Source organism: Microlunatus sp. M237, assembly GCF_056896895.1.
In genome coordinates, this window is the sequence record NZ_JBXHBL010000002.1 from 901185 (window position 1) to 927965 (window position 26781).

The 26781-nt window shown below is 68.6% G+C and carries 20 protein-coding genes, 1 tRNA gene and 1 riboswitch; of the genes, 6 read left to right on the forward strand and 15 right to left on the reverse strand.

Going from position 1 to position 26781, the window contains the following annotated elements:
• The first annotated feature begins 26 nt into the window (after positions 1 to 26).
• The 5 genes from AC1XX3_RS10500 (at position 27) to AC1XX3_RS10520 (ending at position 5749) form a co-directional block, all read left to right on the forward strand.
• On the forward strand, positions 27 to 1376 hold the full coding sequence (locus AC1XX3_RS10500; RefSeq protein WP_483321035.1) for an MFS transporter: 1350 nt from the start codon (positions 27 to 29) through the stop codon (positions 1374 to 1376).
• A 112-nt stretch (positions 1377 to 1488) separates the two neighbouring features.
• Positions 1489 to 2328 (forward strand): alpha/beta hydrolase, encoded by an 840-nt coding sequence (locus tag AC1XX3_RS10505; protein WP_483321036.1) that lies wholly within the window; start codon positions 1489 to 1491, stop codon positions 2326 to 2328.
• A 99-nt stretch (positions 2329 to 2427) separates the two neighbouring features.
• The gene (locus AC1XX3_RS10510) at positions 2428 to 3240 is read left to right on the forward strand and encodes a class I SAM-dependent methyltransferase (protein ID WP_483321037.1); all 813 of its coding nucleotides are present in this window, start codon (positions 2428 to 2430) and stop codon (positions 3238 to 3240) included.
• Between the two features lie 4 nt (positions 3241 to 3244).
• Positions 3245 to 4120 (forward strand): class I SAM-dependent methyltransferase, encoded by an 876-nt coding sequence (locus tag AC1XX3_RS10515; RefSeq protein WP_483321038.1) that lies wholly within the window; start codon positions 3245 to 3247, stop codon positions 4118 to 4120.
• Positions 4121 to 5122: 1002 nt separating this feature from the next.
• Positions 5123 to 5749 carry a hypothetical protein gene (locus tag AC1XX3_RS10520; protein WP_483321039.1) on the forward strand — a complete coding sequence of 209 codons (627 nt, stop codon included), beginning with the start codon at positions 5123 to 5125 and terminating at the stop codon, positions 5747 to 5749.
• Positions 5750 to 7174: 1425 nt separating this feature from the next.
• Here the strand turns inward: AC1XX3_RS10520 and AC1XX3_RS10525 are convergent.
• The 10 genes from AC1XX3_RS10525 to AC1XX3_RS10570 form a co-directional block, all read right to left on the reverse strand.
• A tRNA-Thr gene (locus tag AC1XX3_RS10525) sits at positions 7175 to 7250 on the reverse strand.
• A 70-nt stretch (positions 7251 to 7320) separates the two neighbouring features.
• Positions 7321 to 8880 carry an alpha/beta hydrolase gene (locus AC1XX3_RS10530; RefSeq protein ID WP_483321040.1) on the reverse strand — a complete coding sequence of 520 codons (1560 nt, stop codon included), beginning with the start codon at positions 8878 to 8880 and terminating at the stop codon, positions 7321 to 7323.
• Positions 8881 to 8917: 37 nt separating this feature from the next.
• Positions 8918 to 9790, reverse strand: coding sequence for a PSP1 domain-containing protein (locus AC1XX3_RS10535; protein WP_483321041.1), 873 nt, complete (start codon positions 9788 to 9790; stop codon positions 8918 to 8920).
• 131 nt (positions 9791 to 9921) lie between these two features.
• Positions 9922 to 10557, reverse strand: coding sequence for a transglycosylase family protein (locus AC1XX3_RS10540; RefSeq protein WP_483321042.1), 636 nt, complete (start codon positions 10555 to 10557; stop codon positions 9922 to 9924).
• A 23-nt stretch (positions 10558 to 10580) separates the two neighbouring features.
• A riboswitch (cyclic di-AMP (ydaO/yuaA leader) is annotated at positions 10581 to 10750 on the reverse strand.
• 353 nt (positions 10751 to 11103) lie between these two features.
• Entirely contained in the window at positions 11104 to 12297 is a 1194-nt protein-coding gene (locus tag AC1XX3_RS10545; RefSeq protein WP_483321043.1) for a DNA polymerase III subunit delta', read from the reverse strand.
• Positions 12294 to 12950 carry a dTMP kinase gene (tmk, locus tag AC1XX3_RS10550; protein WP_483321044.1) on the reverse strand — a complete coding sequence of 219 codons (657 nt, stop codon included), beginning with the start codon at positions 12948 to 12950 and terminating at the stop codon, positions 12294 to 12296. The genes AC1XX3_RS10545 and tmk overlap by 4 nt, the downstream gene beginning before the upstream one ends.
• Positions 12947 to 14497 carry a CHAD domain-containing protein gene (locus AC1XX3_RS10555; protein ID WP_483321045.1) on the reverse strand — a complete coding sequence of 517 codons (1551 nt, stop codon included), beginning with the start codon at positions 14495 to 14497 and terminating at the stop codon, positions 12947 to 12949. Before AC1XX3_RS10555 ends, tmk begins: the two co-directional genes overlap by 4 nt.
• Positions 14498 to 14532: 35 nt before the next feature.
• On the reverse strand, positions 14533 to 17304 hold the full coding sequence (gene topA / locus AC1XX3_RS10560; protein WP_483321046.1) for a type I DNA topoisomerase: 2772 nt from the start codon (positions 17302 to 17304) through the stop codon (positions 14533 to 14535).
• Positions 17305 to 17500: 196 nt separating this feature from the next.
• Entirely contained in the window at positions 17501 to 19024 is a 1524-nt protein-coding gene (locus AC1XX3_RS10565; protein WP_483321047.1) for a DUF7059 domain-containing protein, read from the reverse strand.
• Positions 19025 to 19114: 90 nt separating this feature from the next.
• Positions 19115 to 19477: a DUF5997 family protein gene (locus AC1XX3_RS10570; RefSeq protein ID WP_483321048.1), complete on the reverse strand. Its 363-nt coding sequence runs from the start codon at positions 19475 to 19477 to the stop codon at positions 19115 to 19117.
• A 96-nt stretch (positions 19478 to 19573) separates the two neighbouring features.
• On the opposite strand from AC1XX3_RS10570, the gene AC1XX3_RS10575 reads away from it, so the two are divergent.
• Positions 19574 to 20266, forward strand: a complete 693-nt coding sequence (locus AC1XX3_RS10575) for a LysR family substrate-binding domain-containing protein (RefSeq protein ID WP_483321049.1) — start codon at positions 19574 to 19576, stop codon at positions 20264 to 20266.
• Positions 20267 to 20322: 56 nt separating this feature from the next.
• Here AC1XX3_RS10575 and AC1XX3_RS10580 read toward each other — a convergent pair whose 3' ends face one another.
• The 5 genes from AC1XX3_RS10580 to AC1XX3_RS10600 are packed head-to-tail and all read right to left on the reverse strand — an operon-like array spanning position 20323 to position 26765.
• Positions 20323 to 22065 (reverse strand): ABC transporter ATP-binding protein, encoded by a 1743-nt coding sequence (locus AC1XX3_RS10580; RefSeq protein WP_483321050.1) that lies wholly within the window; start codon positions 22063 to 22065, stop codon positions 20323 to 20325.
• Positions 22062 to 23735, reverse strand: a complete 1674-nt coding sequence (locus tag AC1XX3_RS10585; RefSeq protein WP_483321051.1) for an ABC transporter ATP-binding protein — start codon at positions 23733 to 23735, stop codon at positions 22062 to 22064. Before AC1XX3_RS10585 ends, AC1XX3_RS10580 begins: the two co-directional genes overlap by 4 nt.
• Positions 23732 to 24619 (reverse strand): ABC transporter ATP-binding protein, encoded by an 888-nt coding sequence (locus tag AC1XX3_RS10590; RefSeq protein ID WP_483321052.1) that lies wholly within the window; start codon positions 24617 to 24619, stop codon positions 23732 to 23734. Before AC1XX3_RS10590 ends, AC1XX3_RS10585 begins: the two co-directional genes overlap by 4 nt.
• Positions 24620 to 24621: 2 nt before the next feature.
• Positions 24622 to 25710: a FecCD family ABC transporter permease gene (locus AC1XX3_RS10595; RefSeq protein WP_483321053.1), complete on the reverse strand. Its 1089-nt coding sequence runs from the start codon at positions 25708 to 25710 to the stop codon at positions 24622 to 24624.
• The gene (locus AC1XX3_RS10600; protein WP_483321054.1) at positions 25707 to 26765 is read right to left on the reverse strand and encodes a FecCD family ABC transporter permease; all 1059 of its coding nucleotides are present in this window, start codon (positions 26763 to 26765) and stop codon (positions 25707 to 25709) included. Before AC1XX3_RS10600 ends, AC1XX3_RS10595 begins: the two co-directional genes overlap by 4 nt.
• Positions 26766 to 26781: the final 16 nt, after the last annotated feature.

A 26781-nucleotide genomic window follows, 5' to 3' on the forward strand; every position in this document is an offset into this window, starting at 1 on the left:
GTGTCACCAATCATAGGAGAGACATCGTGAGTGAGCAGCCACGGCCGTGGATGGTTCTCGGTGCGGTGGTGAGCGGTCAGTTGATGGTCGGGGTCGACGCGACCATCCTGGCCCTCGCCCTGCCCAGGATGGCCGCCGAGCTGCAACTGTCATCACAGGGTGTGGCGTGGGTGATGGCTGCGTATCTCCTGGCCGCGGGCTCGCTGGGAATCGCCGGCGGACGGGTTGCCCAGGCAGTCGGGTATCCGCGCGTGATGACACTGGGTCTGATCACCTTCGGTCTAGCCTCCGCGATCGGCGGAGCGGCCGATGTCGGCTGGATGTTGATCAGTGCACGAGTCGCCCAGGGGGTCGCCGCAGCCGCGATGACGCCGGCGGCGATGGCGCGACTCTCGGCCGCGTTCCCCGATCAGGGCCGCGATCGGGCGTACGGCGTCTTCGGAATGATCATGGGCAGCGGGACGGCCATCGGGCTACTGCTCGGAGGGCTGTTGACTCAGCTAGCGAGCTGGCGGGCGTGCATGTATGTCAATGTCGCCTTCGTCGTGGTCGCACTGATCTTCTCAGCCCTCGCCGGGGACGACGTCGAGCGCTCGCCGGGTCATGGACGCGGCGCCTGGCGTGGCGCCATCCTGGCCGCGGGCGCCGCACTGATCATCCAGGCGCTCACAGTCGTGGACCAGCCTGGGCAAGCAATGGCCTTCGGGGTCGCCGGCGTCCTGGTGCTGGTGGGGTTCGCGGCTTCCGACCGACGCTCGATGGCTCCGTTGATCCCGGCCGTGCTGTTCGGCAACGCGACCAGGCGGGTCGCCTACTACGGCTTGTTCCTGTGGGGTGTAGCCACGATCGCCACGTTTGTGTCGGCGAGCGGTTCGCTCCAACGCGACCATCACCTCGCACCGCTGGCGACCGGTGCCTTGTTCTCGATCTACCCGGCCGCCATCCAACTGGGCCTGTTCTGCTCCCGCCGCCTCGGCGTCCGGCCACCGGACCGACAGATCGGCGTCGGACTTGCCTCGCTCGGCGCCGGACAGATCATCTTCGCGATCTCACCGACAAGTCTCACCGCGGTTCTCATCGCGCTCGGAGTCATGGGGCTGGGGACCTCACAAGTCATGCCGGCCGCGAACAGCGCCATGAACCGTGACGCCGGACCGCACGCGGGAGTCGCGGGCGCCGTCGGAACCACGTTGCAACAACTCGGAGCCAGTGTTGGTCTGGCCATTCCCGTGGCCCTGGCTGCCGTCACCGTCCATGCGACCAGCATCGCCGTCGGCGTCACGGCACTGGCGCTGATCATGGGGTCGGCCCTCGCCCTCCGCCGACGCCCGCGATCAACCGTCATCCCGACTCCTACGGACAGAACCCCGGCATGAAGTTGCAGCTGCGCAACGTGGCGCGAAGGCCGTAGTCGTTCCCAGCGCGAAGGCACGAAAACCTTGTCGGTCTTCCGTCTAATCCACCTTCCACCCCTCCCAAGGAGAAACCATGGACCAGAAGTCGCTCGCCGAGCTCCGCACCTTCTATGCATCCTTCGGTCAACTGCCACTGCCGGACGGTACCCGCATCACCGAGACCACGCTGGGAGGCGTACCCGCCGTTGAAGTCGAGGTGCCGCAGGCCGACCGCACGGTGGGAACGCTGCTCTACTTGCATGGCGGCGGCTATGCCATCGGCGCGGGCCATACCGGGGTTCCGCTCGCTGCCGCACTCGCAGCGCGGGCAGGACTGCGCGCCCTGTCCCTCGACTACCGGCTCGCTCCCGAGAACCCCTTCCCCGCAGCCATTGAGGACGCGCTCGCGTCGTACCGGCAGCTGGTCAGCGACGTCGACCCCGCCGGACTGGTGCTCGCGGGCGATTCGGCCGGCGGCGGCCTCGCGCTGGCCACCGCGATTGCCGCGCGTGAGGCCGGACTTCGCCTCCCGGCGGGACTCGCTGCGTTCTCGGGATGGTTCGACCTCACGCTGTCCGGCGCAAGCCTGAGGGGCAAGGAGGACGTCGATCCCGTCTTCGACGCCGCGGACGTCCGCGAGTATGCGGACCTCTACCTTGCCGACAGCGACGGTCGTGATCCGCTCGCCAGTCCCCTTCTCGCCGATCTACGTGGCCTGCCCCCGCTGCTGCTTCAGGTCGGCTCACGAGAGGTCCTGCTCGACGACAGCACCCGCCTCGCAGCCCGTGCCGCCACCGCAGACGTCGACGTCGCACTCGAGGTGTACGCGGGAGCAACCCACGTCTTCCAGCACAACCACGCCACTGACCCAATCGCCGCGCAGGCGCTTGACTCCGCGGCATCGTTTCTTCAACGACAAATTGCGCGTCGATGAACAGGTGAGCGGCGCCCTTGCTGCTTCAGCCAGCCTGCCGTGGATGGCGGACCCCGATATCCCATGGTGGGGAATGCCTGCTTGCGGGATGGTAGGCGCATGCCTCAGGAAGCAGATCTGTCCATGGTGTACTCGGGCGCGGTCGACGAGGTCCTTGCCTCAGCGGATCTGTCTAGGCAAGCGAGATCACTCGACGTCATCTATGACCTGGCGCAGGAAGCTGGTGTGGATGTCAGCTCCGTGGTTGTGGACGCTGGCTGCGGCACGGGTGGGCGCAGCCTCGAGCTGATCCGTCGCACCGGATGCCAGATTGACGGAGTTGAGTTGCTGCCGCAGCTGATCGAATGGGGAACGGCCGAGACCCTCGCCGCTGGGCTGGGCGACAAGATGCACTTTCACCAGGGGTCGATCCTGGATCTGCCGTTCCCGAAAGGTTATGCCGACGTGGTGCTCTGCACCGACGTCTTCGGGCTCATCGAAGACCTTCCACGGGCGATCGCTGACTGCGCACGCGTACTCAAGCCGGGTGGGGCGATGATCAGCCAGGTCACGGTTGCCACAGATCGGATGGCTGCCTTCGAGCAGGCTGAGCTCGACGCCAGTCAAGGCACGGTCGCGGCCAGCATGGACCAGTCCAACCTGGAACGGGCACTGTCGCCATATTTCACGGTTGCGCAGTCGGTGACCCTTGGCAGCCAACATCGCCTGCAGGCGGTGGAATCCGGGGATTGCGAGACCCTGAAGAACCTCGTGCGCGCCTCTAGGTTGATGACCTGGCCCGATACCTACCGCGCCGAGCATGGAGCTCTCGCTTATCGAACAGCGTTGACCGAGGCACTGTGGGGGCCGTACCAGCTTCTGGGCAAGCTTTCGCCGATCGTCTACCTGCTACGACTTCGGTCGACGCTGTGACGATGTGAGTAAGGATGCGGCCGCGCATGGCCACGACTTGCAGCGGGTGTACGGGCCGCTGACCTGGGACCTCTACGACAAGTTGGACGTCTCGTTGCAGCCCCGCAGCCCTGACTGGTTGCGAGGGCTGGCCGCAGCTCTGCTGCCAGCGAATGGGCGCCTGCTGGATGCTGGCTGTCGAAACGCCGCCCACCTTGTTCAGATTGTCCGTGATCACCCGGGCGTCAGCGCTGTCGGTGTGGAGCCCGTACCCATCCACGTCCGGGCTGCGGAAGAAGCCGTCGCCGCGGCTAATATGACGGACAAGATCACCATTATGGCCGGCGAGATTGCGACCATCGCGCAGTCGGGGCAGGTCTTCGATCTTGTCTGGTGCCGTGACGTGCTGGAGCAGGTGGCCGACTTAACCGCAGCGGTCGCCGATCTTGCCAAGTTGACTCGTGCAGACGGTTCGCTCCTGGTCTTCACGACTGTCGCCACAAGCAGCCTGACGGCCGAGGACGCCGTGCTCCTTGGCCATCATCTGGGCAACGTGCCCGAGAACCTGTCGAGGGCCGCAGTCGAGGGCGCTTTCGTTGCCGCTGGATTGCACGTGGTGGCGACCCACGAGATCGGTACGGAGTGGCGGGAGTGGGAGGAAGAACGCAGCCAACCCGTGTCCACTGCACTGCTTCGGCTCGCGTCTGCGTCGCAATCGTGCCAGGTTCGTCTCCGCTCACGGGGAGGAGATCGGCGCGCACGTGGAGGCCAACCTGCACTGGGAGGCCTATCAGTTCCTCGGGAAGCTGCTGCCCCTCGTCTACGTGCTCCGCCAGATAGGACGGCTCTCGATTACGCCCTGAGCCTCCGGTTGGGCTGGAGTTTCGTGCGCAAGGCCTAGCTCGGTGGTTGACGAGGCGCTAGCGGCGACAACCGTCCCCTCCGCCCTTATCCGACACATAGCTCAGCGATGGTCAACCTCTCGTTATCTCGACTGGTGGTTGCAGAAAGCTAATGACCACCTCCCTCGACCGAGCGGGGCGGATCGGCGAACTCTCCGACGAGCCGGGGATGAGGCAACCGATCGGCCCTTCGCAGTTCCACTGGAATACCATAGGCACGCATCAGCCCGCAGCAGAGTGACCTTCGGAGGCTGTCGCGGCTAGCCCTGCCAAGCCGTCCACCGACAAGTTGACGGCGCTCCCGTGAATGCCGGGGCCTGGGATGCGGTTCGTGAAACCCTCGAGAGCGGCGGGTACGGAGCCCCTTGCACACGCGCCGTCGACACAGTTCGCGTCGTCAGCGAGTAATGCCGTCTAGTCGGGCGGCACACCCGCAGCCCAGCACTAGTCGCTGACTCACCGTCCCCGAGGAGATCCACCCTGAGGGTCCGACTAGTCTGAGACCAACTTTGGATTGCCATAAGGCATTGATCGAGTAACTCGTAGCGGCGAGCCTGGTCTAGGCTGCTTCCAGCGGCACGGCGTGCCGGTCGGCCACTGCGTGCGTCCCACAACAAAGGTCCCGGGCAGAGTCGGAGTCCTGATCGCCACTCGCTGCCAAGGCTGGAAGGACGAGTGGCCGCCAGCCAGCGTTGATCTTGGCGATCCTGATGTCAGTGCCAGGCACTGGACACGAGTGCGTTGTCGTCGGCGGGCAGAAACGCTCGGAGCCACTGCGCGACGCAGACAAGAGCCAAATCCCAAACCGTCCTCAGCCTGGAGATTTCACCCCTTTGCTCGGCAGCGCAAGTCAATCTTCCACCTTGCACTCTTGACCCATCTATCCAGTGTAAAACACCGCTATGGGAACAATCACGCTACGCGAAAGTTGGTCGCGTTGGGGCGGCACGGGAGACCAAGTTATCACCATCGTTCAAGGAGCGCTGGCCACAGTCGGAGGCGTGAACGGAACTGAGGAGACGCCTCTATACTGCTTGATAACTACACCCCCCGATGATGAAACGCGCTACGACTCCGCGGACGACTTGAAAGCTGGTCTCAGCGAGTTGAAGGCTATAAAAAAGGTGGAGGTTGTCGTAGGCGACTCCTCTGACGGCGTAGTCGCGACCATCACCTTCAACAACCAATCTCCGGCTGCTCGGCTCGAGGTAGCAGGGAGCGACAGGATTGCGGTACAGGGCGTCCGACAAGAACTTCGACATCTCCTCGATAGTGGGAAGCGATGGCCCAAGTCTCCGACGGTGATCTTGTTAATAGGAGCAGTGATCGGGATGCTCTTGGGGCTCGCGGGCGGTATAGGTTGGACCTACGTTCCTTTTGGTTGGCTTCCTGACAATCTCATCGGTTCCATCATCTATGGTTTGATCTACGGAATCTTCTATCTCCTGCTCTTCGGTGGCGTCTTCTACTTGGTGCGATGGGCCATGCCCGCCCTCGAGCTGATTCCACCGGGAAGCATCCCGCGCCTCATCCGGTACAAGGCGAGGATTGTATCGCTAACGCTTTTCATTATGGGGGCTGTTGCTACCACCATCATCGGAAGGGTGTTGGGAGGGGGAAGCAGTTGACGCCAGGGCGGACGCTTGGTGCTCAGCAGGCAATAGAGGGTCGTCGACCCCCACACTGGCATGACCCTACAACCGGCCAAGGATGGCCGACTCGGGGTCCGTCAGTCCAGTGTCCGGAAAGTCGACACCGTAGCGTCCAGCCGCGATGCGCTCCACTCCACGAGGAATTGTCCGCTCCACTTATCACTGTCAGGAGGTCGGCGACCGACCTGCGTGCCTTCCGCACGAACCCCGGCTACCCGGGCGCCGCAAGGGTCGGCTACCGGGTGCTTCCCACGCGGGTTTGGTATTGCGTGGGGTCCCGCACAACAGGCACCTTCTGACAGTTCGGCAGCCGTGTGACCGGTTGGCGTCCACCTCACAGACTTTCGTCACTGGTCTTTACACTCTTAGAGATCTCGCAGTGGCAGGTTTCAGTGCCGTGGTGGATTAGTCAAGGTAGTTGCCATCATCAGCCGGGCGATTGAGGCATCGAAGAACACTGGGGCGAGGGGCCGCTTTGACGCTGGGCAAGGCCCGCATCGCGAAGACGGCGCATATCGGCGATCTAGGGTCCGTGCCCCTCGTCGAGCTGCTGACCCTTCCGTGGAGGGTTCCTCCGGCTAGTTGACCTGATCACCGAGACGTCGCCGTGCGCCGCGTGACAGGCTGCGTGTATGGCCACTACCCAGAAAAGATGGTTTGAAAGACCACCTGCAAGTGCGCGGGATGTCCTCATCTAGAGAGCGAAGGGCCTCCCTGAGCGTGCCCTACGGTTACCTCGCATACCGACCGGAACTAGCCTGAGAGGCTTCGTCAGACATGCGCCAAATACACGTGGTCCACATCGGCCCAACGTTTGGTCGGGAGCGGCCAACACCCAACGAGCTCGTTACACCGGAGGACCCCGACCCGGTAGCGGACTGCTGCGCTACCGAAACCTAGACCGCCGCCGGAATCGGCGATCGCTACCGCCGGATGCAGACTTGGCTGACGGAAGCGCGGACGCCTTGCCGCTGGGCGCAATCGACCCATGTCGCCCACCGTGCCGGAGACGAAGTCACTCTTCACGAGATCCTGGATCACAAGATTGGCGACTTGCATCGCCACGCGGGCCATGCCGACATGCCCCCGTGAGCAGCTGACGGATCAGTAGGCCTACTGTCGAGCCGCCGCAACCTTCCGAACGAGGTCGACTGGCCGGCGCACGACAGGCGGTTGCTGATCCTCATCAACGAGTTCGGCTGACAGGCTTGCGTGCTGTGCTCGCTAGAAGGCCCGCGATGGACCGCAGGGATCGGCTTACTTGCCCGTATCCCGACGAGGGTCGGCCCTCTCGTGCGCTCAATCGCGGCGCCGCGCGTGACTGAGCTTCTCGCTTCGCTGTTGGCACTACGAGCGCGGCCTGGCTCGAGTGGCGATCCTCGGGGCACGAGGTGGTCCGGGTGGGGCCGCCTGAGAGAATCGAACTCTCGACCTACGCATTACGAGTGCGTTGCTCTGCCATCTGAGCTAAGGCGGCCTGTGCCACCGCAGGCGGCGGCACGGTTGCCCACTATATCCAGCGCGGCCAATTCGTCGAAATCAGATCCTCAGCAGGTGGTGCCCTCGACCGGGGTCACCCCGTCGACGAAGTAGCGGGTCACCAGTGCGCGGATGCAAGGGCTCTGCCCGTACGCGAGATGGCCCTCGCCGCGAAGCGTGACCAAGACTCCCGAGGTGAGCTGCTTGGCCATGCCCTGGGCGTACGCGTATGGCGTGGCCGGGTCGCCGGTGGTGCCGATGACCACGATCGACGGCGCACCCGGGCCGGTGATGCGGCCCACCGACTTCACCGGCGCGACGGGCCACATCGGACACAGATAGTCCGGCCCCAGGTAGCGGCCCATGGTGGGTGCCTGCTTGACGGTCGTGGCGAACTCGGCGTCGGCGCCGGAGATGCCGTCGTCGTCGGTGTCGAGACAGCGGATGGCCGGGAAGGCGTAGGTGGACTGGCCGTAGCGCCCGGCCTCGTCACGTTGGTTGTATTGGTCGGCCAACCACAACAGACGCTCGCCGTTGCGAGCGACGGACGCCTCGGTCAGGGCGGCGGCCAGCACCTGCCAGCCGCGCTCGTTGGCGTACAGCGCTTGCACCAGCCCGGTCACCGCGAGCTGCTGGGTCAGCTCCCGATCGCCCACCGCGAGCGGCTGACCGTCGAGCCGGTCCCAGAGCGCGACGACACTACGCAACACCTCCGACCGGCTGCCGCCCAGCTGGCATCGCTGGGCGACGCACCACTCGGCGAAGGAGCTCAGGGCGGCGTCGAACCCGCCGCTCTGGCCGACGCTCTCGTCATCGGTGATGTCGACGGCACCGTCCAGCACCATCCGGCCCACCCTCGGCCCGAACAGCTGGGCATATGTCGCGCCGATCTCGGTCCCGTACGACGACCCGAAGTAGTTGAGCCGCTCGTCGCCGACCAACCTCCGGAGCAGGTCGAGGTCGCGGACCGTGTCAACGGTGGAGATGTGCGCCAGCAGCGGGCCGGAGCGCTGCAGGCAAGAGGCGCCGAACTCGCGGTTGGCCGCGATCAAGGCGGCCTTCTCGGCCTCGTCGTCGGGTGAGCCGTCGAGGGCGGTGTACGTGTCCAGCGCGCGATCACCGAAGCAGCGCACCGGAGTCGAGCCGCCCACACCACGTGGGTCCCAGCCCACCACGTCGTAGTCCTGCAGCCCTTCCAGCCCGACGTAGTCCACGTACGCCACCCCACTGCCACCGGGTCCACCGGGGTTGATGAACAGCGAGCCCTTGCGCTGCGGACCGGTCGCGGGACGCATCGCGAGGGCCAAGGTGATCGCCTCGGCGTCCGGCTCGGCGTAGTCCAACGGCGCCAGTACGGTGGCGCACTTGCGGCCGTCGCCACAGTCGCGCCACTCCAGGGGCTGCTGCTGATAGCGGGCCAGGCCACTGCCCGGAGGCGGATCGGCGAAGCCGGCAGGGCGTACGTCCGGCGCCGGTGCGACCGGACGGGAGTCGAGGGCGGTGACGGTGCTGGACGGCAGCGGGACCTCAGGGGCGGATTCTCCATCCTGGCCCGGCAACGCCGAGCAGGCGGTCAGCAGCACGGCGGTCAGGCCGGCAACCAGCCCTGCCCGTGCACCGCGCCCCATGCCGAAGGAGCCTACCCGCCGGTCAGCGAGCGAGAGATCAGCGACGTCGGCGGGCGCGCGGCTTGGGACCGTCGGGGTCGCGCTTGTCGTAGGCCTGGCGCGAGCCACAGACACTGGCCTTGGAGCAGCTCATGGTGGCGCCGCTGGCGCTCATCCGAACCACCACCGCGTCGGCCGGCACCGAGTGAGCGACCACGACACCTTCACCGTCATCGGTGGTGACCCGCTCCCCGACCGCCGGCGCATCCCGGGCGAACTCGGCGTAGAGCGGGTGCTCGTATTTCAGGCAGCACATCAGCCGGCCGCACGCGCCGGAGATCTTCATCGGGTTCGGCGGCAGGTCCTGGACCTTCGCCAGCCGCAGGCTGACCGGCTCGAAATCCTTGAGAAAGGTGGCGCAACACAGGTCACGCCCGCAGTTGCCGATCCCACCGGTGAGGCGGGCTGCGTCGCGGGAGCCGATCTGGCGCAGATCGATGCGTGCCCGCAACGTCCGGGCCAGCTCGCCCACCAAGACACGGAAGTCGACCCGGTGCGGGGCGTTGAAATAGATGACGGCGAGCTTGTCGACGTCGCCCTGGTCGATGTAGTCGACGGCCACCACCTTCATCGGCAGCCCATGCTTCTTGATCAGCTTCTTGGCGACCAGCTTGGCCTCGGCGCGGCGGCGGCGGTTTGCCTCGTCGCGCTCCAGGTCGGCCGGTGTCGCCGGTCCGGCACAGGCCGGCAGATCCACGAAGTTGGTGTCGGCGTCATCCACCCACTCCGGCGCCCAGACACACTCAGCCACCTCCGGGCCCGACTCGGTCGGGACGAGCACCTTCTCCCCCACCCGGTACGTCCGTGCCCCGGGATCGAGATAGTAGAGCCGCCCGTACCGCTCGAAGGAGACGGCCATCACCTGTGCCATGCAGACAGCCTAAGCCCCCACGCCAGCGTGGACAGCGGCCAGCGGGAAGTGCCGCGAGCCCGGCGGACGTGAGTCCGCCGGGCCGCAGGGGTGCAGGAGCCGGGGGGACAGTCCCGCACCCGGGATCGGGGCTACTTGAGTCGGAGAACCTGACCGATGTAGATCGAGTTCGGGTTCTTGACGGTCTTCTTGTTCAGCTTCCACAGACCCTTCCAACCGCCCTTGACGTGGTGGCGCTTGGCGATCTTGGCGATCGTGTCCCCGCGCTTGACCCGGGTGGTCTTGGTGGCCTTCGCGGGGGCGGACTTCTTCTTGGCGGTGGCCTTCTTCTTGGCGGTGACCTTCTTCTTGGCCGTCACCTTCTTGCTCTTGGAAGCCACCTTCGACGAGCCGGGGTTTCCGGCCGGGGTCGCGTTGCGGCTGGCGTTTCCGGTGGACTTGGTCAGTCCGGCACGCTTGCCACAGGTGGGCCAGGCACCCGGGCCCTGGGTGGCCAGGACGCGACGAGCCACGGCGATCTGCTCGCTCTTGGTCGCCCGGTGGGCCGAGCTGGCGTACTTCGCACCGCCGAAGCCCCGCCAGGTACGCGGTGAGAACTGCAGCCCGCCGTAGTACCCGTTACCGGTGTTGATCTTCCAGTTGCCACCGCTCTCGCACTTGGCCACCCGGTCCCAGACGGTGCCCGCGGCTGCGGCGGAGGTCGTGCCCATCCCGGCGATGCCGAGAGACAGGGCGACTGCGGCAAAGACGCCGACGAGTCGCTTCATGATCTTTGACGTCAACAAGACATTCCCTTCCTGACTGACGCCTGTGAAGTGAGCTGACGGGTTCGGGCTGTCAGGCGCCCGGCGCCGATGCATTTCCGCATCGGCACTTCACCCCAGGGCAGCGCGTCTTCGCGATACCCGGTTGGTTCCTCCACCTTCGCTGCGCCCGGGACTGTCCCGGCAGAGGTGCCCGCCCAGCGAAGCTCGGCGTAGCGGGCACGCGATCTCGTGGCCATATCCGATGCCCACGAGCCATCCCCGAACATTTCGGATCCGTGATGTAGATAACGGAACGGATACGAAACTGGACTCACCGTAAGTGAAGACGAGGTCGGGCGCAACCCTGCGGTAGGGCGCAGTTCGCAGGGGGCTGAAACCACAGATGCCCCGATCCGCGAGGACCGGGGCATTGAGGAGGTTGTCGGAGAGAACGCTCGGGGGTTCGTACCCTCCGGCAACCTGACTAAACCGTACTAAAGATGCACAGGAAAATGAACCCCGACCGTGACCGCTCGAGCAAACTCTGGACAACAGATGAAGACCTGATCAACCCTCCACCAACCCGATCATGGTCGCTTCCACCGCCAGCAACGGAGCCACATTCGTCTCCAGCGCGGTGCGGCAGCCGAGCAGCGCATCGATCCGGCGCAGCGTCGACTCCGTGGTCGACTTCCTTGCCAGCACCGTGATCTGAGGCGCCAGGTCCTGGTTGACCAAGGGCGCCCCGCTGTTGGTCTGGATGCTCAGCACATCGCGATAGAGCCCGGTGAGCTCAGTCAGTGCGCGGTCGATGGCGTCCCGCTGGAACCGTTTGCTCCGGGCCTTCTGCTGGTCCTCCAGCTCCTTCATCGCGGCCTGAGCCTGGCGCGGGCGGGCGCCCTTGGTGCCGAACCCCAGCGCCTCCGACAGCGCGGCTCGTTCCTTCGCGTCCAGCTCCGCGGTCGCAGCGGAGGCCTCCTCGGCGCAGGCGTCGACCAGGGCGGCGGCGCTGCTCAGGCACGCACCCAGGCCGTTCAGCCGGGTCGGGATGAGCAGCACCTCACGGCGGCGTTGCCGGGCCGCGTCGTCGCGAGCCAGCACCCGCGCCCGGCCGACGTGGCCCTGCGACACCCGGGCGGCGTACGCGGCCAGCTCGGGGTCGACGCCGTCCCGCCGGATCAGCAGCGCGGTCACGGCAGCCACGGTCGGCGTCTGCAGGGTGAGCGACCGACACCGGGACCGGATCGTGACCACCACGTCGTCGGCCGTGGGGGCGCACAAGATCCACACCGTCTTGGGCGCGGGCTCCTCAATGCTCTTCAGCAGGGCGTCCGCCCCGCGCTCGGTCACCCGGTCGGCGTCCTCGACCACGATCACCTGCCGACGGCCGAGCGTCGGGCTCATCGCTGCCCGTCGGACCAGGTCGCGTACCTCGTCGACGCCGATGGACAGCATCTCGGTGCGGACCAGGGTCACGTCGGGGTGGGCGCCGCTCAGGGCGGTGCGGCACTCGTTGCACTGTCCGCAGCCGCCCCGCGGACACTGCAGTGCCGCCGCGAAGGACCGGGCGGCGTTGGACCGGCCGGACCCGGGCGGTCCGGTCAGCAACCAGGCGTGGGACATGGCGTGCGCCCCGCCCGTCACCGCCCGCTGCAGGGTGGCCACCGACCGCTCCTGACCGATCAACTCGACCCACACCCCGGTCATCCCCGCCGGAGGTTCCGCAGCGGTCAGCGGATCGCCGGTCTGCACCTCGGTCATGGGCCCAGTCTGCCGGAGCGCTCCGACAACAGTGCCGACACCCGCTCGGCGATCGTGGCGGCGATGGCGTCGATGGTGCCACGCGCGTCCAGCACCAGATAGAACTCGGGCTCGCGGGCGGCCAGCTGCACGAAGTGCTCGCGGGCGCGTCGGTGCAGCTGCTCGCCGGCGCCCTCGAGCCGGTCCTTGTCCACCTTGGCGTTCACGGCATCGACCGGATCGGCATCGAGGAGGATGGTGAGATGCGGGCGCAGGTCCTCGGTGGCCCACCGCGCTACCTTCTCCACCTCGTCCAGGCTCAGCACCCGACCCGCGCCCTGATAGGCGAGCATCGAGTCGACGTAACGGTCGCAGACCACCACGGCCCCGCGATCCAACGCAGGCCGCACCACGGCATGGACGTGGTGCGCCTTGTCGGCGGCGTAGAGCAACGCCTCGGCCCGGGGCGAGATGTCGCCGGTGACCGGGTCGAGCACGATCCGCCGGATCTGCCCACCCAGCACCGTGTCGCCGGGTTCGAAGGTCCGCACCACCTCCACGTCGCGGGTGGACAGCCAGCGGACCAGCCGCTCGACCTGGGTCGACTTGCCGACCGCGTCGCCGCCCTCGAAGACGACGAACAGGCCACGCTCGCTGCGTACCCCCGCCGTCATCGAGCGAGCTTCTTGGCGGCCTTGGCCCAGTCCTGCACGAAGGTGTCTCGTGCCTTGCGGACCTGGCGGAGCTCGTGCTCGTACGTCCGACCCAGCTCGAAGGCCTCCATCGGGGTGCCGGCCAGGGCGCGACTGCGGATGTCCTCGGCGGCCTGCCAGTGGGTGGTGGCGGCGGTCAACAGCCGTCGGGTCGGGGTCAGCCGTTCGCGTAGGCGTCCCACCTGCTTCGGCAGCACCGGCGCAGCCACGTCACTGACCCGGAACAGGTGGTCAAGGGCCTCGGCCGCCGCATTCCACGTCTGCGGGGTGGCATCGGAGCTGAGCCGACCGGACGCCTTGAACACCGTGTCCAAGGTGGTGTCCACCAGCGCGCGCAGCACCTGCGACGCCGGCTGAGTGGCCACCTCACCCACCCGCGGTGAGCGGGTGGCGGTGACGAGGCGCTCGAGCAACGTCAGATAGCGCTCGCCGCGCAGCCGCGATCGCAGCCCTGAGGTGTCGTCGGGCGACCGGGGAACTCCGCTCCGCGACGACTCCTCGACCTTGCCGGCCTCCAGGTCGACCTGGCCGACCAGCCAGCGCAGCTCTTCCTCCAGATCCTCGAGCCACTCCGGGTCGAGCACCGGCGACATGCCCTCCAGCTCAGCCTTGAGCCGGGCTGCGTGCTCGCGCAGGGCCCCTGCCGCCGTCGGGTCACCGGCGCGGACGGCCAGGTCAGCGGTCAGCAGGTCGCGCAACCTCGTCGCCAGCACGGTGGAGACGAACTCGCTGAACGGAGCGTCGGCACTGACCGGCCGCGGCCGCGGGAAGTCGGTCAGCCCGGTGGCGGGAGCACCCAGCCGGGTCACCAGCGCCGGGAACCGGCTGACCTGGGTGGCGCCCGCACCGACCAGCACCGCGTCGAGGTGCGCGGCCTGCTCCTCGGTCAACCCAGCCCGGGTGGGGGTCAGCATCACCTCGCGGAACCGGGCGGTGGTCAGTCCCCCTCGCCGGACGGTGACCTTGTCATCGCGGAGCAACGCCAAGGTGGTGCCTCGGTCGTCGCGGAGGGCGAACTCACGTCGTTCGCAGGTCATGGCGGCCACCGCGCCGAGCGTGGCCCGGCGGCGGAACGGCCGCACCAGGTCCGCGAACTCCTCCGGCAGGTCGCCGGTGTCCATCGGCTCGATCCGTTCCTCGGGCAGCAGCGGCTGCCACTGCGGCGCCCCGAGATACCACTCGCCGCGTCCGTCCAGCACCCGGTGGGCCAGCAGCACCCCGGACCGGATCAACCGGTGATCGGTGGAGTCGAGCAGAGTCACGTCGATGGTGTAGCCGGCGTTGTGCCCCGCCCGGGTGACCAGGTTGTGCAACCCGAGCTCCGGGCTGATCAGCCGCGGCGCCGCCGTGCTGTACGGCATGTCATAGAGCAGCTGGCCGACCGGCGACACTGTGGTCTCCGGCTTGCCGGCGCCCGCCTTAGCTGCCTTGGACTTCGTCGCGACCTGCTTGTGGTCGTGCTTGGCGTCCGTACGTTCGCGCGGGTCCGACCGGCTGTCCTTGCTCACGGGTCAACCTTGCCACGCCGAAGAGGGATCACGGCTCAGGAGTCAGCGGTCGCCGCAGCTGTCTTCTTGGCCGGCGCAGTCTTCTTCGCCGCCGCCTTCGTGGCGGGTGCCTTCTTCGCCGCGGCCTTCTTCGCCGGCGCCTTGCGGACGGCGGTCGACTTCTTGGCGGCGGCCTTCTTGGCCGGTGCCTTGCGCGCCGACTTCTTCGCCGGCGCCGGTCCCTTGGCGCGCTTCTCCGCGAGCAGCTCGGCCGCCCGCTCGCTGGTGATCGTCTCGATCTCGTCGCCCCGACGCAGGGTCGCGTTGAACTCGCCGTCGGTCACGTACGCGCCGAAGCGGCCGTCCTTGATCACCATCGGGTTGCCCGAGACCGGGTCGTTGCCCAGCTCCTTCAGCGGCGGCTTGGCCGCCGCCCGGCCACGCTGCTTCGGCTGGGCGTAGATCGCCTCGGCCTCGTCGAGCGTGATGTCGAAGATCTGCTCCTCGCTGGCCAGCGAGCGGGAGTCCGTCCCCTTCTTCAGATACGGACCGTAGCGGCCGTTCTGCGCGGTGATCTCGACCCCGTCGGCGTCCACCCCGACGACGCGCGGCAGGCTCATCAGCTGCAGCGCCTGCTCCAAGGTGACGTCTTCGATGGTCATCGACTTGAACAACGATCCGGTGCGTGGCTTGGCGCTCTTCGGGGCGTCCTCGGGCAGCTGCTCGGTGACGTACGGACCGAACCGGCCGTTCCGGGCGACGACCAGGTTGCCGGTCTCGGGGTCGATGCCGAGCTCGCGCTCCTCCCCCATCGGCTTGCTCAGCAGCTCACGGGCCAGGTCGACGGTGAGCTCGTCGGGCGGCAGATCGTCGGCTACGTTCGCGCGACGCTCCTCGCTGTCCTCGACATAGGTCCCATAGCGACCGACGCGGACCACGATGTCGGAGTCCACGTCACCGACCGGGAAGGTCGACAGCTTGCGGGCGTCGATGTCGCCGAGCTCGGAGACCAGCTTCTGCAGCCCTTCATGATCATCTTCGGAGCCGAAGTAGAAATCGGTGAGCACTTCCAGTCGCTCGGCGCTGCCGCCGGCGATCTGGTCCAGTACCCCTTCCATCTCAGCGGTGAAGGCATAGTCGACCAGGTGCGGGAAGTGCTCCTCGAGCAGCCGGGTGACAGCGAAGGCCAGCCAGGTCGGCACCAGGGCCGAGCCCTTCTTGAACACATAGTCGCGACTGGTGATGGTGCGGATGATCGACGCATAGGTCGACGGCCGCCCGATCTCCAGCTCTTCCAGCTTGGCCACCAACGACGGCTCGGTGTAGCGCGCCGGCGGACGGGTCTCGTGCCCGGACGCGGTCACCTCGTCGGCCCGCAGCGACTGACCCTGGGTGAGCTGCGGCAAGCGGGTCTGCGCGTCGTCGGACTGGCTGCCCTCGGCCTCGTCGACCGCCTCGACGTAGGCCTTGAGGAAGCCGTGGAAGGTGATCGTACGACCGGAAGCGACGAAGGTGCACGGATCGCCGTCCGGCCGCTCGGCGTTGATCTTGACGGTGATCGACTGGCCCTCGGCGTCCTTCATCTGGGACGCGACGGTGCGCATCCAGATCAGCTCGTAGAGCCGGAACTGGTCGCCGGTGAGGCGGGTCTGCGCCGGGGTCTGGAAGACCTCTCCGGCGGGCCGGATGGCCTCGTGCGCCTCCTGGGCGTTCTTCACCTTCGAGGTGTAGACGCGAGGGCGGTCGGGGAGATAGTCGGCACCGAAGAGCTGACGGACCTGGTTGCGGGCCGCGGTGATCGCCGTGTCCGACAGCGTCACCGAGTCGGTACGCATATAGGTGATGAAGCCGGCCTCATAGAGATCCTGTGCCACCGACATCGCCCGCTGGGCGGTGAAGCCCAGCTTCCGCCCGGCCTCCTGCTGCATGGTGGTGGTCCGGAACGGGGCGTACGGCCGGCGGGTGTAGGGCTTCGACTCGATGCTCTGCACCGCGAAGGCGGCCGAGCGCAGTGACGTGGCCAGGCGCTGCGCCTCGGTCTCGTCCAGGTGGACCAGCTGTTCTTTGCCGCGGGCGACGATCCCGCCACGGGAGTCGAAGTCGCGACCCTGGGCGACCCGCTGGGTCCCGACGTGGGTGAGCCGCGCCGGGAAGAGCGGTGGCTCCGCCTTGGCGCCGGCGTCGAGGACAGCGTCCAGGTCCCAGTACGAGGCACTGCGGAAAGCGATCCGCTCCCGCTCCCGGTCGACCACCAGGCGGGTGGCGACTGACTGCACCCGACCCGCCGACAGTCGGGGCATGACCTTCTTCCACAGCACCGGGGAGACTTCGTAACCATAGAGCCGGTCCAGAATCCTCCGGGTCTCCTGGGCGTCGACCAGATCGGTGTCGATGTCGCGCGGGTTGGCCACCGCGTCGGCGATGGCCTGCGGGGTGATCTCGTGGAAGACCATCCGCCGTGCCGGCACCTTCGGCTTGAGCTCCTGCAGCAGGTGCCAGGCGATCGCCTCGCCCTCGCGGTCACCGTCGGTCGCCAGCAACAGCTCGTCCGCGCCGGCCAGCGCCTCCTTGAGGGAGCGCATGGTGGCCTTCTTGTCCGGGTTCACCACGTAGAGCGGCTCGAAGCCGTTGTCCACATTGACCCCGGTCCGGGCCCACTTCTCGCCTTTGTATTTGGCGGGAACCTCGGCGGCACCGGTCGGCAGGTCGCGCACGTGACCGCGGCTCGACTCGACGATGTAGCCATCACCGAGGAAGCTCGCGATCTTGGTCGCCTTGGTGGGGGACTCGACGATCACGAGCCGCCTTCCCCCTACTTTCCCTGCCACGCTGGTCCTCTCCCACCTTGTTCGACGACTGCTGCCGCCGATTGTCGCTGCCACTCAGCCACGCCGAGTCGCACAACCCATCAGATGCTAGTGCCTGCTGTCAACCGATTCGCGCAGGTCCCATCCGGTCGGCGATGTGCCAGGCGGTCCCCGCCGGACCGCATACTGGGAGGGTTCCCCGGAGGGTCGGGTTGAATCAGCTGAGCAGGAAGCCGTCCACGATGAGCTTTCGCGCCTGCGCCACGATCTCGGGTCGCATCACCTCGACGTCGACCTCGAGGATCTGGGCGACGACGTCGATGATCTGTCCGAGCGGCAGCTCGCCGTCGCAGGCACCCAGCACCCCGCCCAGCGCGGTGTCGACCTCGACCGCCCGCCGGAAGCCCCGCTGCTGGCGCAGCACGATGTGCTGCGGGTCGGCGCTGCCGGGAGTGGCGAAGGACTCCTCCCCGATGTCGTCGGCCAGCCGCCAGCGCCCGGCGAGGATGTCGGCGTCGCTGCTGCGCTGCTCCAGGTCGAGAGCCTCCCGCTGAGCGGTGAGGGCGACCCCGATCGGCTGCTCCACCCCGAACGGCCAGTCCTCGAGCTGCAGGTGCGGCACCGCCCGGCCGGTCTTGTGCAACACCACCCAGCCCATCCCGACCGCCTCGATCTGGAGTCGCTCGAAATATTCCAGCCACTGCCGGTAGCGCGCACGATAGTCGGTCGAGCCGCCAAGGCCGGCGTCGGTCAGCCACAGCTCGATGTATTCGAGCGGATCGAGCGTCTCGCGCTGGATCACGACGGCATCGCAGCCAGTCGGCTCGATCCAGCTCCGCAGCCGGTCGGTCCAGTCCTCGCCGCTCACGTGCGCCCAGTTGGCCAGCACCTGCAACGTACCGCCGTCGGCCAGCCGGTCCACCCCGTGTTCCACCACGTGCCGAATCAGGCCGTCGGCCTCGAGGTCCCCCTCCCGATAGGTCAGCCGCTCGGCGTCAGGCCGGGGCGGCGACATCACGTACGGCGGGTTGGTGATGATCAGGTCGAAGAGCTCGTCGGCCACCGGCTCGTACAGGCTGCCGGTCCGAACGTCGACGTCGACGTCGTTGAGGGCGAACGTCAGCCGGGACAGCGCTACCGCTCGCGGGTTCAGGTCGGTGGCGACCACGGCGTCGGCGTGCCGGGCCAGGTGCAGGCTCTGCACCCCGCAGCCGGTGCCGAGGTCCAGCGCCCGACCGACCGGTCGCCGCACGCTGAGCTGGGCCAAGGTGGTGGAGGCCGGTGAGACGCCCAGGACGAAGTCGGGACGGATGGGCGAGACCACCGTGTCCAGCCCCGGTGACAGGTCGGACACGATCCAGCCGCTGGCCCCGTCGTCGCTGGCGTACGGACGGATGTCGACCTCGGCGCGTACCTCGCTGCCGGCCTCCGCCAGCAACCCGGCCTGGAGCAGCGGCTCGACCAGCCCTGGCAGGGCCCCCTCCAGGGCCGCCCGGTCCACCGGCTGCTGCAGCGGCCAGAGTGCCGTCAGCACCGGCAACGGTTGACGGGAGCATCCCAGCGCGCGGACGGCGGCCACCGTGGCGTTGCGGCCCAGGGCGCGGTGAGCGCTCTCCCCGATCAGGTCGACCACGGCGTCCACCGTGTAGTCGTGCAGCTCGAAGGCGGCCCGCAACGCGGTGCAGAGATCGCGCTGTGCTGGGCTCAGCTGCTGCTCGGTGGTCAACGTCTCCTCGGGCATGGTCCCCATCGTCGCACGCAGCCACCCGATCCCCCGATCGTCGACTGCGGGGTCAGTCGCTCGCTGTTGCTCGACTGCGGGGCCAGTCGCTCACTGTTGCTGGGCTGCGGCCTTGCGTCGCTTCTCGTCCGCAACCACCGCGGCATAGCTCTCGCGCTCGCGCACCAACCAGCTCGGCGGGTCCGCCAGCAGGGCGTCGATCTGCTGCTGCGTCAGCGCGTCACTGACCTCGGCGCGGCTCAACCCGGAGTTGGACACCCCCAGCTTGCGGGCCACCACGTCGCGCGGGAACGGACCGTTGCGACGCAGCTCCTCCAGCCACGCGGGGGGATGAGCTCGCAGCTCCTCCAACTCGTCGCGGGTGAGGCTCGACCGCTGGAACTCCTCCGGCGCGGACGGCAGGTGGATACCGAGCTTGTTGGCGGCGGTCAAGGGCTTGAGGGTCTGGCTCACACCTGACAGCGTAACCGCGACGGCCGCCGCCGAGGTCTGGTGGAATAGCCTGCTCGGAGTACGCGGCCGCTCACCGGCCGCCGGACGAGGAGCAGCGTGGACGGCGAGGAACGGCACCCGATCGGGCTGCGGGTCGGTTTCGTCCCCGGGGTGACGACGACGAAGTGGGAGAAGATCTGGGCCACCCGCTTCCGGCGTACGCCGCTGGACGTGGTCGCGGTGAGCGAGAGCGAGCAGGTCGCGGCGGTGCTCGACGGCCGGGTCGACATGTGCTTCATTCGGCACACCGGCCCGCTGCCGCGGGATCGGGTGCACGCCATTCCTCTCTATCGCGAGGTGCCGGTCGTGGTGGTCGCCAAGGACCACCCCGTGTCGCTCTTCGAGCAGGTCACCCTGGCCGACCTGGCCGACGAGGAGCTGCTGACCGGGTCGCTGGACGACGCCGTCGACCTGGTCGCGGCCGGTCACGGCATCATGATCGTGCCGCACGCGATCGCCAGGTCGCACAGCCGCCGCGACCTCGTCTATCGCGAAGTGAGCGACGCGCCGGACACGGAGATCTCCCTGGTCTGGGCGATCGAGCACCCGAGCGAGCTGATCGAGGAGTTCATCGGCATCGTCCGCGGTCGGACCGAGAACAGCTCACGCTCGCCTCGGGCGGCCGCGGCCGAGCCCGCGAAGAAGGCTCCCGCCGGCAAGGCGCGGGCGTCCAAGGCGACGGGCAGCTCCACCGCGCCGCGGCGACACGTCCCGCGACGACGCGGCCGACCCGGCTCGCGCGGCGGCTGAGAAGCTGCCCGCCAGGCCCCGGACTCGGCGATGCTGCGCATCAGTTGCGCTGAGGCCTACGTCCGCCACGCCGCCCAGAGGGTGGCGTACGCACCGCCGCCGGCCACCAGCTCCTCGTGGGAGCCCAGCTCGATGATCCGGCCCGCCGCCATCACCGCGATCTGGTCGCACTCTCGCGCCTGGGTCAGACGATGGGCCACCACGACGGCGGTCCGACCGGCCAACAGCGCCCGGGCCGACTGCTCGAGCTCACGGGCGCCGGCGCTGCCGGCCTCGGCGGTCGCCTCGTCCAGGATCACCACCGGCGGATCGACCAGCGCCACGCGGGCGAGCGCGAGCTGCTGCGCCTGCGCGGCGGACAGCGGGTGCTCGCCCTCCCCCACCCGGGTATCCAGGCCGTTCGGCAGCGCCGGCCACCACCGGTCGGCACCGACCAGGGCCAACGCGTCGGTCAGCGCGTCGTCGTCCGCGTCCGGAGCGGCCAGCAGCAGGTCCTCACGCAGCGTGCCGCGGAAGGTGTGCACCTCCTGCGTGACCACGCCGACCCGCTCTCGCAAGGCGACCGGTCCGAGCTCACCCAGGTCCACGTCCCCGATGCATACCGCGCCGGCGGTGGCGGGGAAAACGCCGCCGAGGATGGCGGCCAGTGTCGTCTTGCCGGCCCCGCTCTCCCCCACCACGGCGAGCGAGCGACCGACCGGCACCACCAGGTCGATGTCACTCAGCACCGGTTGCCCGGCAACGTAGGCGTGGCCGACACCCCGGGCGGTGATACCGGCCGGCACCGGCGGGCCCACCGGCCGTCCGGCGGCGGGCGGCGGCAGGTCGGCCACACCGACCAGCCGGGCCAAGGCGGCCCCGGCCGACTGGACCTGGTCGAAGCTGAACATCAGCGTGCCCAGCGGACCGAAGAGCCGATGGAACATCAGCGCGGCCGCGGTCACCGCACCGACCGAGACCGCGTCGCCACGGACGAGGAAGAAGCCGGTCAGCAGCAGCGCGGTCAGACCGACGGCTTCCGCCAGGTTGATGGTGTTGGCGAAGGTCAGCATCGCCCGGGCCGCGCGCAGGGTGGCCGTGATCGCTCCGCGCGAGTCACGCTCGACCCTGGCGGTGTGGCGGCGCTCGATGCCGTAGGCGTGGATGGTGCGCGCGCCCTGCAGTGCCGACAACACTGTGCGCGAGCGGACCGCGGCGGCGGCGCGCGACTCGGCGTAGAGCGGCCCGGAGACCGGCAGATACCAGCGCAGGCTGAGCACGTACACCGGGAAGACGACGAGGAACGACACGGCGAGACGCCAGTCCAGCGAGGTCAATCCGGCCATCGTGATCACCACCGTGACCAGCGCGCTGAACACGGCGGCGACCACCGGAACCGAGGTGTTGATCACCTCGACGTCCTCGGTCACCCGGGACGCGACATCGCCGGTGCCGGCGTGCTCGAGCGTGGCGGCATCCATCGTCAGCGCCCGCTCCATCACCTCCTCGCGCAGGTCAGCGGCCATCGAGACACCGAGCTGGTCGCACCAGCGCTGGGCGACCGCGGTCAGCACCCCGGCCACCAGGGCACACACCACCAGACCGGCCACCAGGCTGAGCACCTGCCTCGGTGTGCCGCCGGAGATCACCACGTCGACCATCCGGCCGAGGAGCAGCGGGACCACGATGGCGAACGTGCTCGCCGCGACGGTGGCCAGCGCCGCCAGCACGGCGCGGCCGCGTCGGCGCCCGGTCAGGGCACCCAGCTCCTGCCAGCTCCGCCGGGCCGACGCGACCGGCAGGATCTGACGCGCGCTCATCGCAGCACCACCTCGGCGTAGCGGGGGTCGGCCAGCAGCTCGACGTGGGTGCCGTGGGTGGCCGTCCCGGTCCGGTCGATGAAGACCACACGGTCGCAGCGGGACAGCAGCGGCGGGCTGCTGGTGAGCAGTACGGTGGCCCGGTCGGGCTGGGCCCGTAGCTCGCGGATGCCATCGGCCATCTGGCCCTCGGTGACCGCGTCGACGGCCGTGGTCGGGTCGCGCAGGACCAGGATCGGCCGGTCCGCCAGCAATGCGCGGGCCAGGGCGATGCGCTGCTGCTGCCCGCCGGAGAGATTGCTCCCGTGGTCGAGTAGTTCTCGGTCGAGTCCGTCCACCAGACCGTCAGCGGCGGCGGCACGCAGCACCCGGTGCAACCCCGCGTCGTCCACCGAAGCGTTACCTTCCTGGTCGGTCCGCAGCGCGTCGCGGAGCGTGTCCCCGAACAGGTCGACGGTGTGCGGCTCGACCAGCAGCTGCCCGCGCAGACTCTGCGGATCGATCCGCGCCAGGTCCGTCCCAGCCAGTCGCACCGTGCCACGCTCCGGCTCAGCCGCACCGCTGACCAGCGCGCTGACCCGGTCGGCGACACCCACGTCGACGGTGACCACTCCGGTGACCTGGCCCGGTTCGACGGCGAGGGTGAGGGCGTGCAGCCCCGGCCCGTCGACCGCGTCCAGCAGCAGCGGCCCGGGCGCGGCAGCTGCACCGGAGTGCACCGCGATCTGCGGTGCGCTGAGCACCTCCGCCACCCGGTTGGCACAGGCTCGGGCGGTGGCGAAGGCGAACACGCAGTCGGCGATTCCGCGTACGGGGTCGCTGACGAAGGCCGCCAAGCCGACCACGGTGATCAGTTCGCCGACGCTGATCCGTCCCTGCAACGCGAACATCCCGGCGAACCCCGCCACCACGGCGAGCAGCAGACCCGCGGTGAAAGTGGTCGCGCCCAGGAAGGTGGAGCTGGCGCGCGTCGCGCCGACGGTGGCGGCGAGCGAGTCACGGCTGACCCGGCGATAGCGGGCGGTAGCCACGGGCACGCCGCCGAAGCCGCGCAGTGGCCGCAGTCCGGCGAGCAGGTCTGCGGCCAGGCCGGCTGTCCGGCCGGCCATCTCCTGCCGGGCCGCGGTGCGCCGCTCGACCCACGGTCCCAACGCGTTGAGCCCGAGCATCAACAGCGGGATGCCGACCAGGATGCCCAGGCCGAGGGCCCAGTCGATCCGCAGCAGCACGACCGCCGACACCGTCAGCCCGACCAACGCCGCGGCAACACGGGAGCCGATCTCCAGCACCCGCGCCGCCCCGGTGGTATCGGAGGTGGTGATCGACAGCAGCTCCCCGTTGGTCCGGTCGGTGCGGATGCCGCCCGGTGCGAGCAGTCTGCTGATCACCTGCAGCCGCAGGTCGTGGCTCTCCTCCAGCTGGGCGGTCTCGACGAACCAGAAACCGGCGCGCCAGCTGTAGGTGAGGACGGCGAACAGAGCCAGCAGCCCGATCACGGAGATGATCATGGCGGTCCCGTTCGAGGTGGCCACGGCGCGGTCGATGATCAGACCCATCGCCACCGGCACCAGAGCTTCGCAGGTCTGGTGCGAGGACCAGAACAGCGAGCTCAGCGCCAGCCGGCGCCGACGTCGTCGGAAGAGACCACCGATGAGACGGCGGCCGGTCACCTCGGAACGGTAGTCGAGGGCAGCCCGTCCGGTGCGCCGGGCGCGGCGGACCCCGGGGCCGGGAACGGGCCGCAGTGGTGCCGTCCGATCGGGATCACCGTCGGGGTGTTGGAGACCGGGTCGGCGATGACGGCGGCATTCATCCCGAACACTTCGCGCATCGTCTCGGTGGTGATCACCTCCGACGGGCTCCCCTGGCGGGTGATCTTGCCGTCACTCATGGCGATCAGGTGGTCGGCATAGCGGCAGGCCAGGTTCAGGTCGTGCATCACGATGACGATCGTCGTGCCACGGCGTCGGTTCAGATCGGTCAGCAGATCGAGCACCTCGACTTGGTGGGACAGGTCCAGATAGGTGGTCGGCTCGTCCAGCAGCAGCAGGTCGGTCTCCTGGGCCAGCGCCATCGCGATCCAGACCCGTTGGCGCTGTCCGCCGCTCATCTCGTCGATGGAGCGCCCGGCCAGCTCGAGGGTGTCGGTGGCGGCGAGCGCCTCGGCCACGGCCTGGTCGTCGGCCGCCGACCACTGCCGGAACCAGCCTTGGTGCGGATAGCGCCCGCGACCCACCAGGTCGGCCACGGTGATCCCCTCCGGGGCGATCGGCGCTTGGGGGAGCAGCCCCATCATCTTGGCGACCTCTTTGCTCGGCATGGAGTGGATGCTCCGCCCGTCCAGCAGCACGGACCCGGCCGTCGGCTGCAGCAGCCGCGCCAGGCCGCGCAGGAGCGTCGACTTGCCGGAGCCGTTGGCGCCGATGATCACCGTCACCTGACCGCTGGGGATATCCACCGACAGGTCGTCGACGATCTGTCGCTCGCCGTATCCCAGCGAGAGGTTGACCGCCTGCAGGCTGTGCCGCTCTATCGGCGCATCCATCAGCACCATCTCTAGCCCCCACTTCCGCCGCGGTTCGAGACCACGAGTAGATACAAAAGGTACGGTGCCCCGACGGCGGCGGTGAGCACCCCGACCGGCAGCTGCGTGGGCAACAGGTGCTGCCCGACGAAGTCGGCGGCGCTGACCACCACCGCGCCCACCAGCGCGGCCGGCACCAGGGCGATCCCGGTGCCACCGGTGAGCCGGCGAGCGATCGGACCGGCGACGAAGGCCACGAAACCGATGGGGCCCGCCGCCGCGGTGGCAACGGCGGCCAGCGCGACGGCGAAGACGATCAGTGACAGCCGTGACCGCTCCACCCGGACGCCGATGCTCTTGGCCGTGTCGTCACCCAGCTGCAGACCGGACAGCGAACGGCCGGCCCACAAGGTGACCGGGCCGATCACCAGCAGCAGCACCAACAGCGGCCCCATCTTGTCCCGGGAAGCACCGTTGAGACTGCCGGTGAGCCACAGCAGCGCGACCTGGGCGTCGAAGACGTCGGCTCTGGTCATCAGGAAGTCGATCACCGAGGCCATCATGGCCGCGATGCCGATGCCGACCAGGACCAGCCGATAGCCGGCCACACCGTTGCGCCAGGCAAGGCCGTAGATGATCAACGCGGTCAGCAGGGCACCGACGAAGGAGAAACCCGACACGGCGTAACCGCTCTGGCCGAGCATCAAGATCGCCACCACCGCGGCGGCGCTGGCGCCGGACGTGATGCCGATGATGTCCGGGCTGGCCAACGGGTTCCTGATCATGGACTGGAAGATCGCGCCGGACAACCCGAAGCAGACTCCGACGGCCATGCCGGTGGCCACCCGCGGCAACCGGAGCTCGTGGACGATGAAGTCGGTCGCCCGGGTGCCACGTCCGGTCAGCGACAAGAAGACGTCGCGCAGCCCGATCGGGAAGTCACCGGCCACCAACGAGGCGCAGAAGACAACCGCCAGGATCGCTCCCAGGACGATGCTCACCAGCCAGGTCCGGCGGCGAAGCAGATGACGTACCCGGTGCACGGCGGCGCCGGCATCGCCCGGGACGACGTAGCGGTGCCCCGCCGTGCCGAGCGGTCGCTCCGACCGGGTCGTGGTCACAGCTCGGCCAATTTCCGTCGGCGGACCAGGGCGATGAACACCGGGGCGCCGATCACCGCAGTGACGATGGCGACCTGGACCTCGCCCGGACGGGCGATGACGCGGCCGATGATGTCCGCGCTGAGCAGCAGGATCGGCGCCAGCGCCATCGAGTACGGCAGTGCCCACCGGTAGTCAGGACCCACGATCATGCGGGCCACGTGCGGGATGGTGAGACCGATGAACCCGATCGGGCCGCAGGCGGCCGTGGCCCCGCCGCAGAGCAGGACGACCACCGCCGCCGCGCCAGCCCGGGACCAGCCGACGCTGGCGCCGAGTCCACGAGCGACGTCTTCGCCGAGCGACAGGGTGTTCAACACCCGGCCCAGCAGCAACGACAGTGCGCAGCCGACCAGCAGGAAGGGGGCGACCTGGGCGACCACGGTGAGGTCCCGTCCCGCCAACGCGCCCACCTGCCAGAACCGGAACTGGTCGAAGGTTGCCTGGTCGAACAGCAGGAAGGAGGTAGTGATGGCGCCGAACAGCGCACTCAGCGCTGCGCCCGACAACGCGAGCTTGATCGGGGTCGCGCCGTCACGACCCAGGGAGGCGATGCTGTAGACCACCACGGCGGCCAGGCCGGCGCCGACGAAGGCGAACCAGACATAGCCGAGCAGCGACGACACGCCGAAAACCGAGATGGCCAGGACCACGAACAGCGCAGCACCTGCGTTGACACCCAAGATGCCCGGGTCGGCCAGCGGGTTGCGTGCCACGCCCTGCATCACCGCTCCGGCCAGGCCCAGCGACGCGCCGACAAGCACCCCGAGCAGGGTCCGCGGCAGCCGCAGCTGCATCACGACCAAGTGGTCGGTGTTGGCGGAGTCGTAGTGGCGGACGGCATCCCACACACTGGCCAGGCTGATGGTGCGGGCGCCGATGGCCAGGCTGAAGAAGCACAGCAGGCCGACCACCGCGCAGCACGCCAGCAGACCGACCAGCCGGGTCGACAGCCGCCGAGCGGGCGCCCGGTGCGGCACCACGCCGGCTGGGCGCGACGCCAGCTGCGTACTCATAAGGCAAGCCTAACCT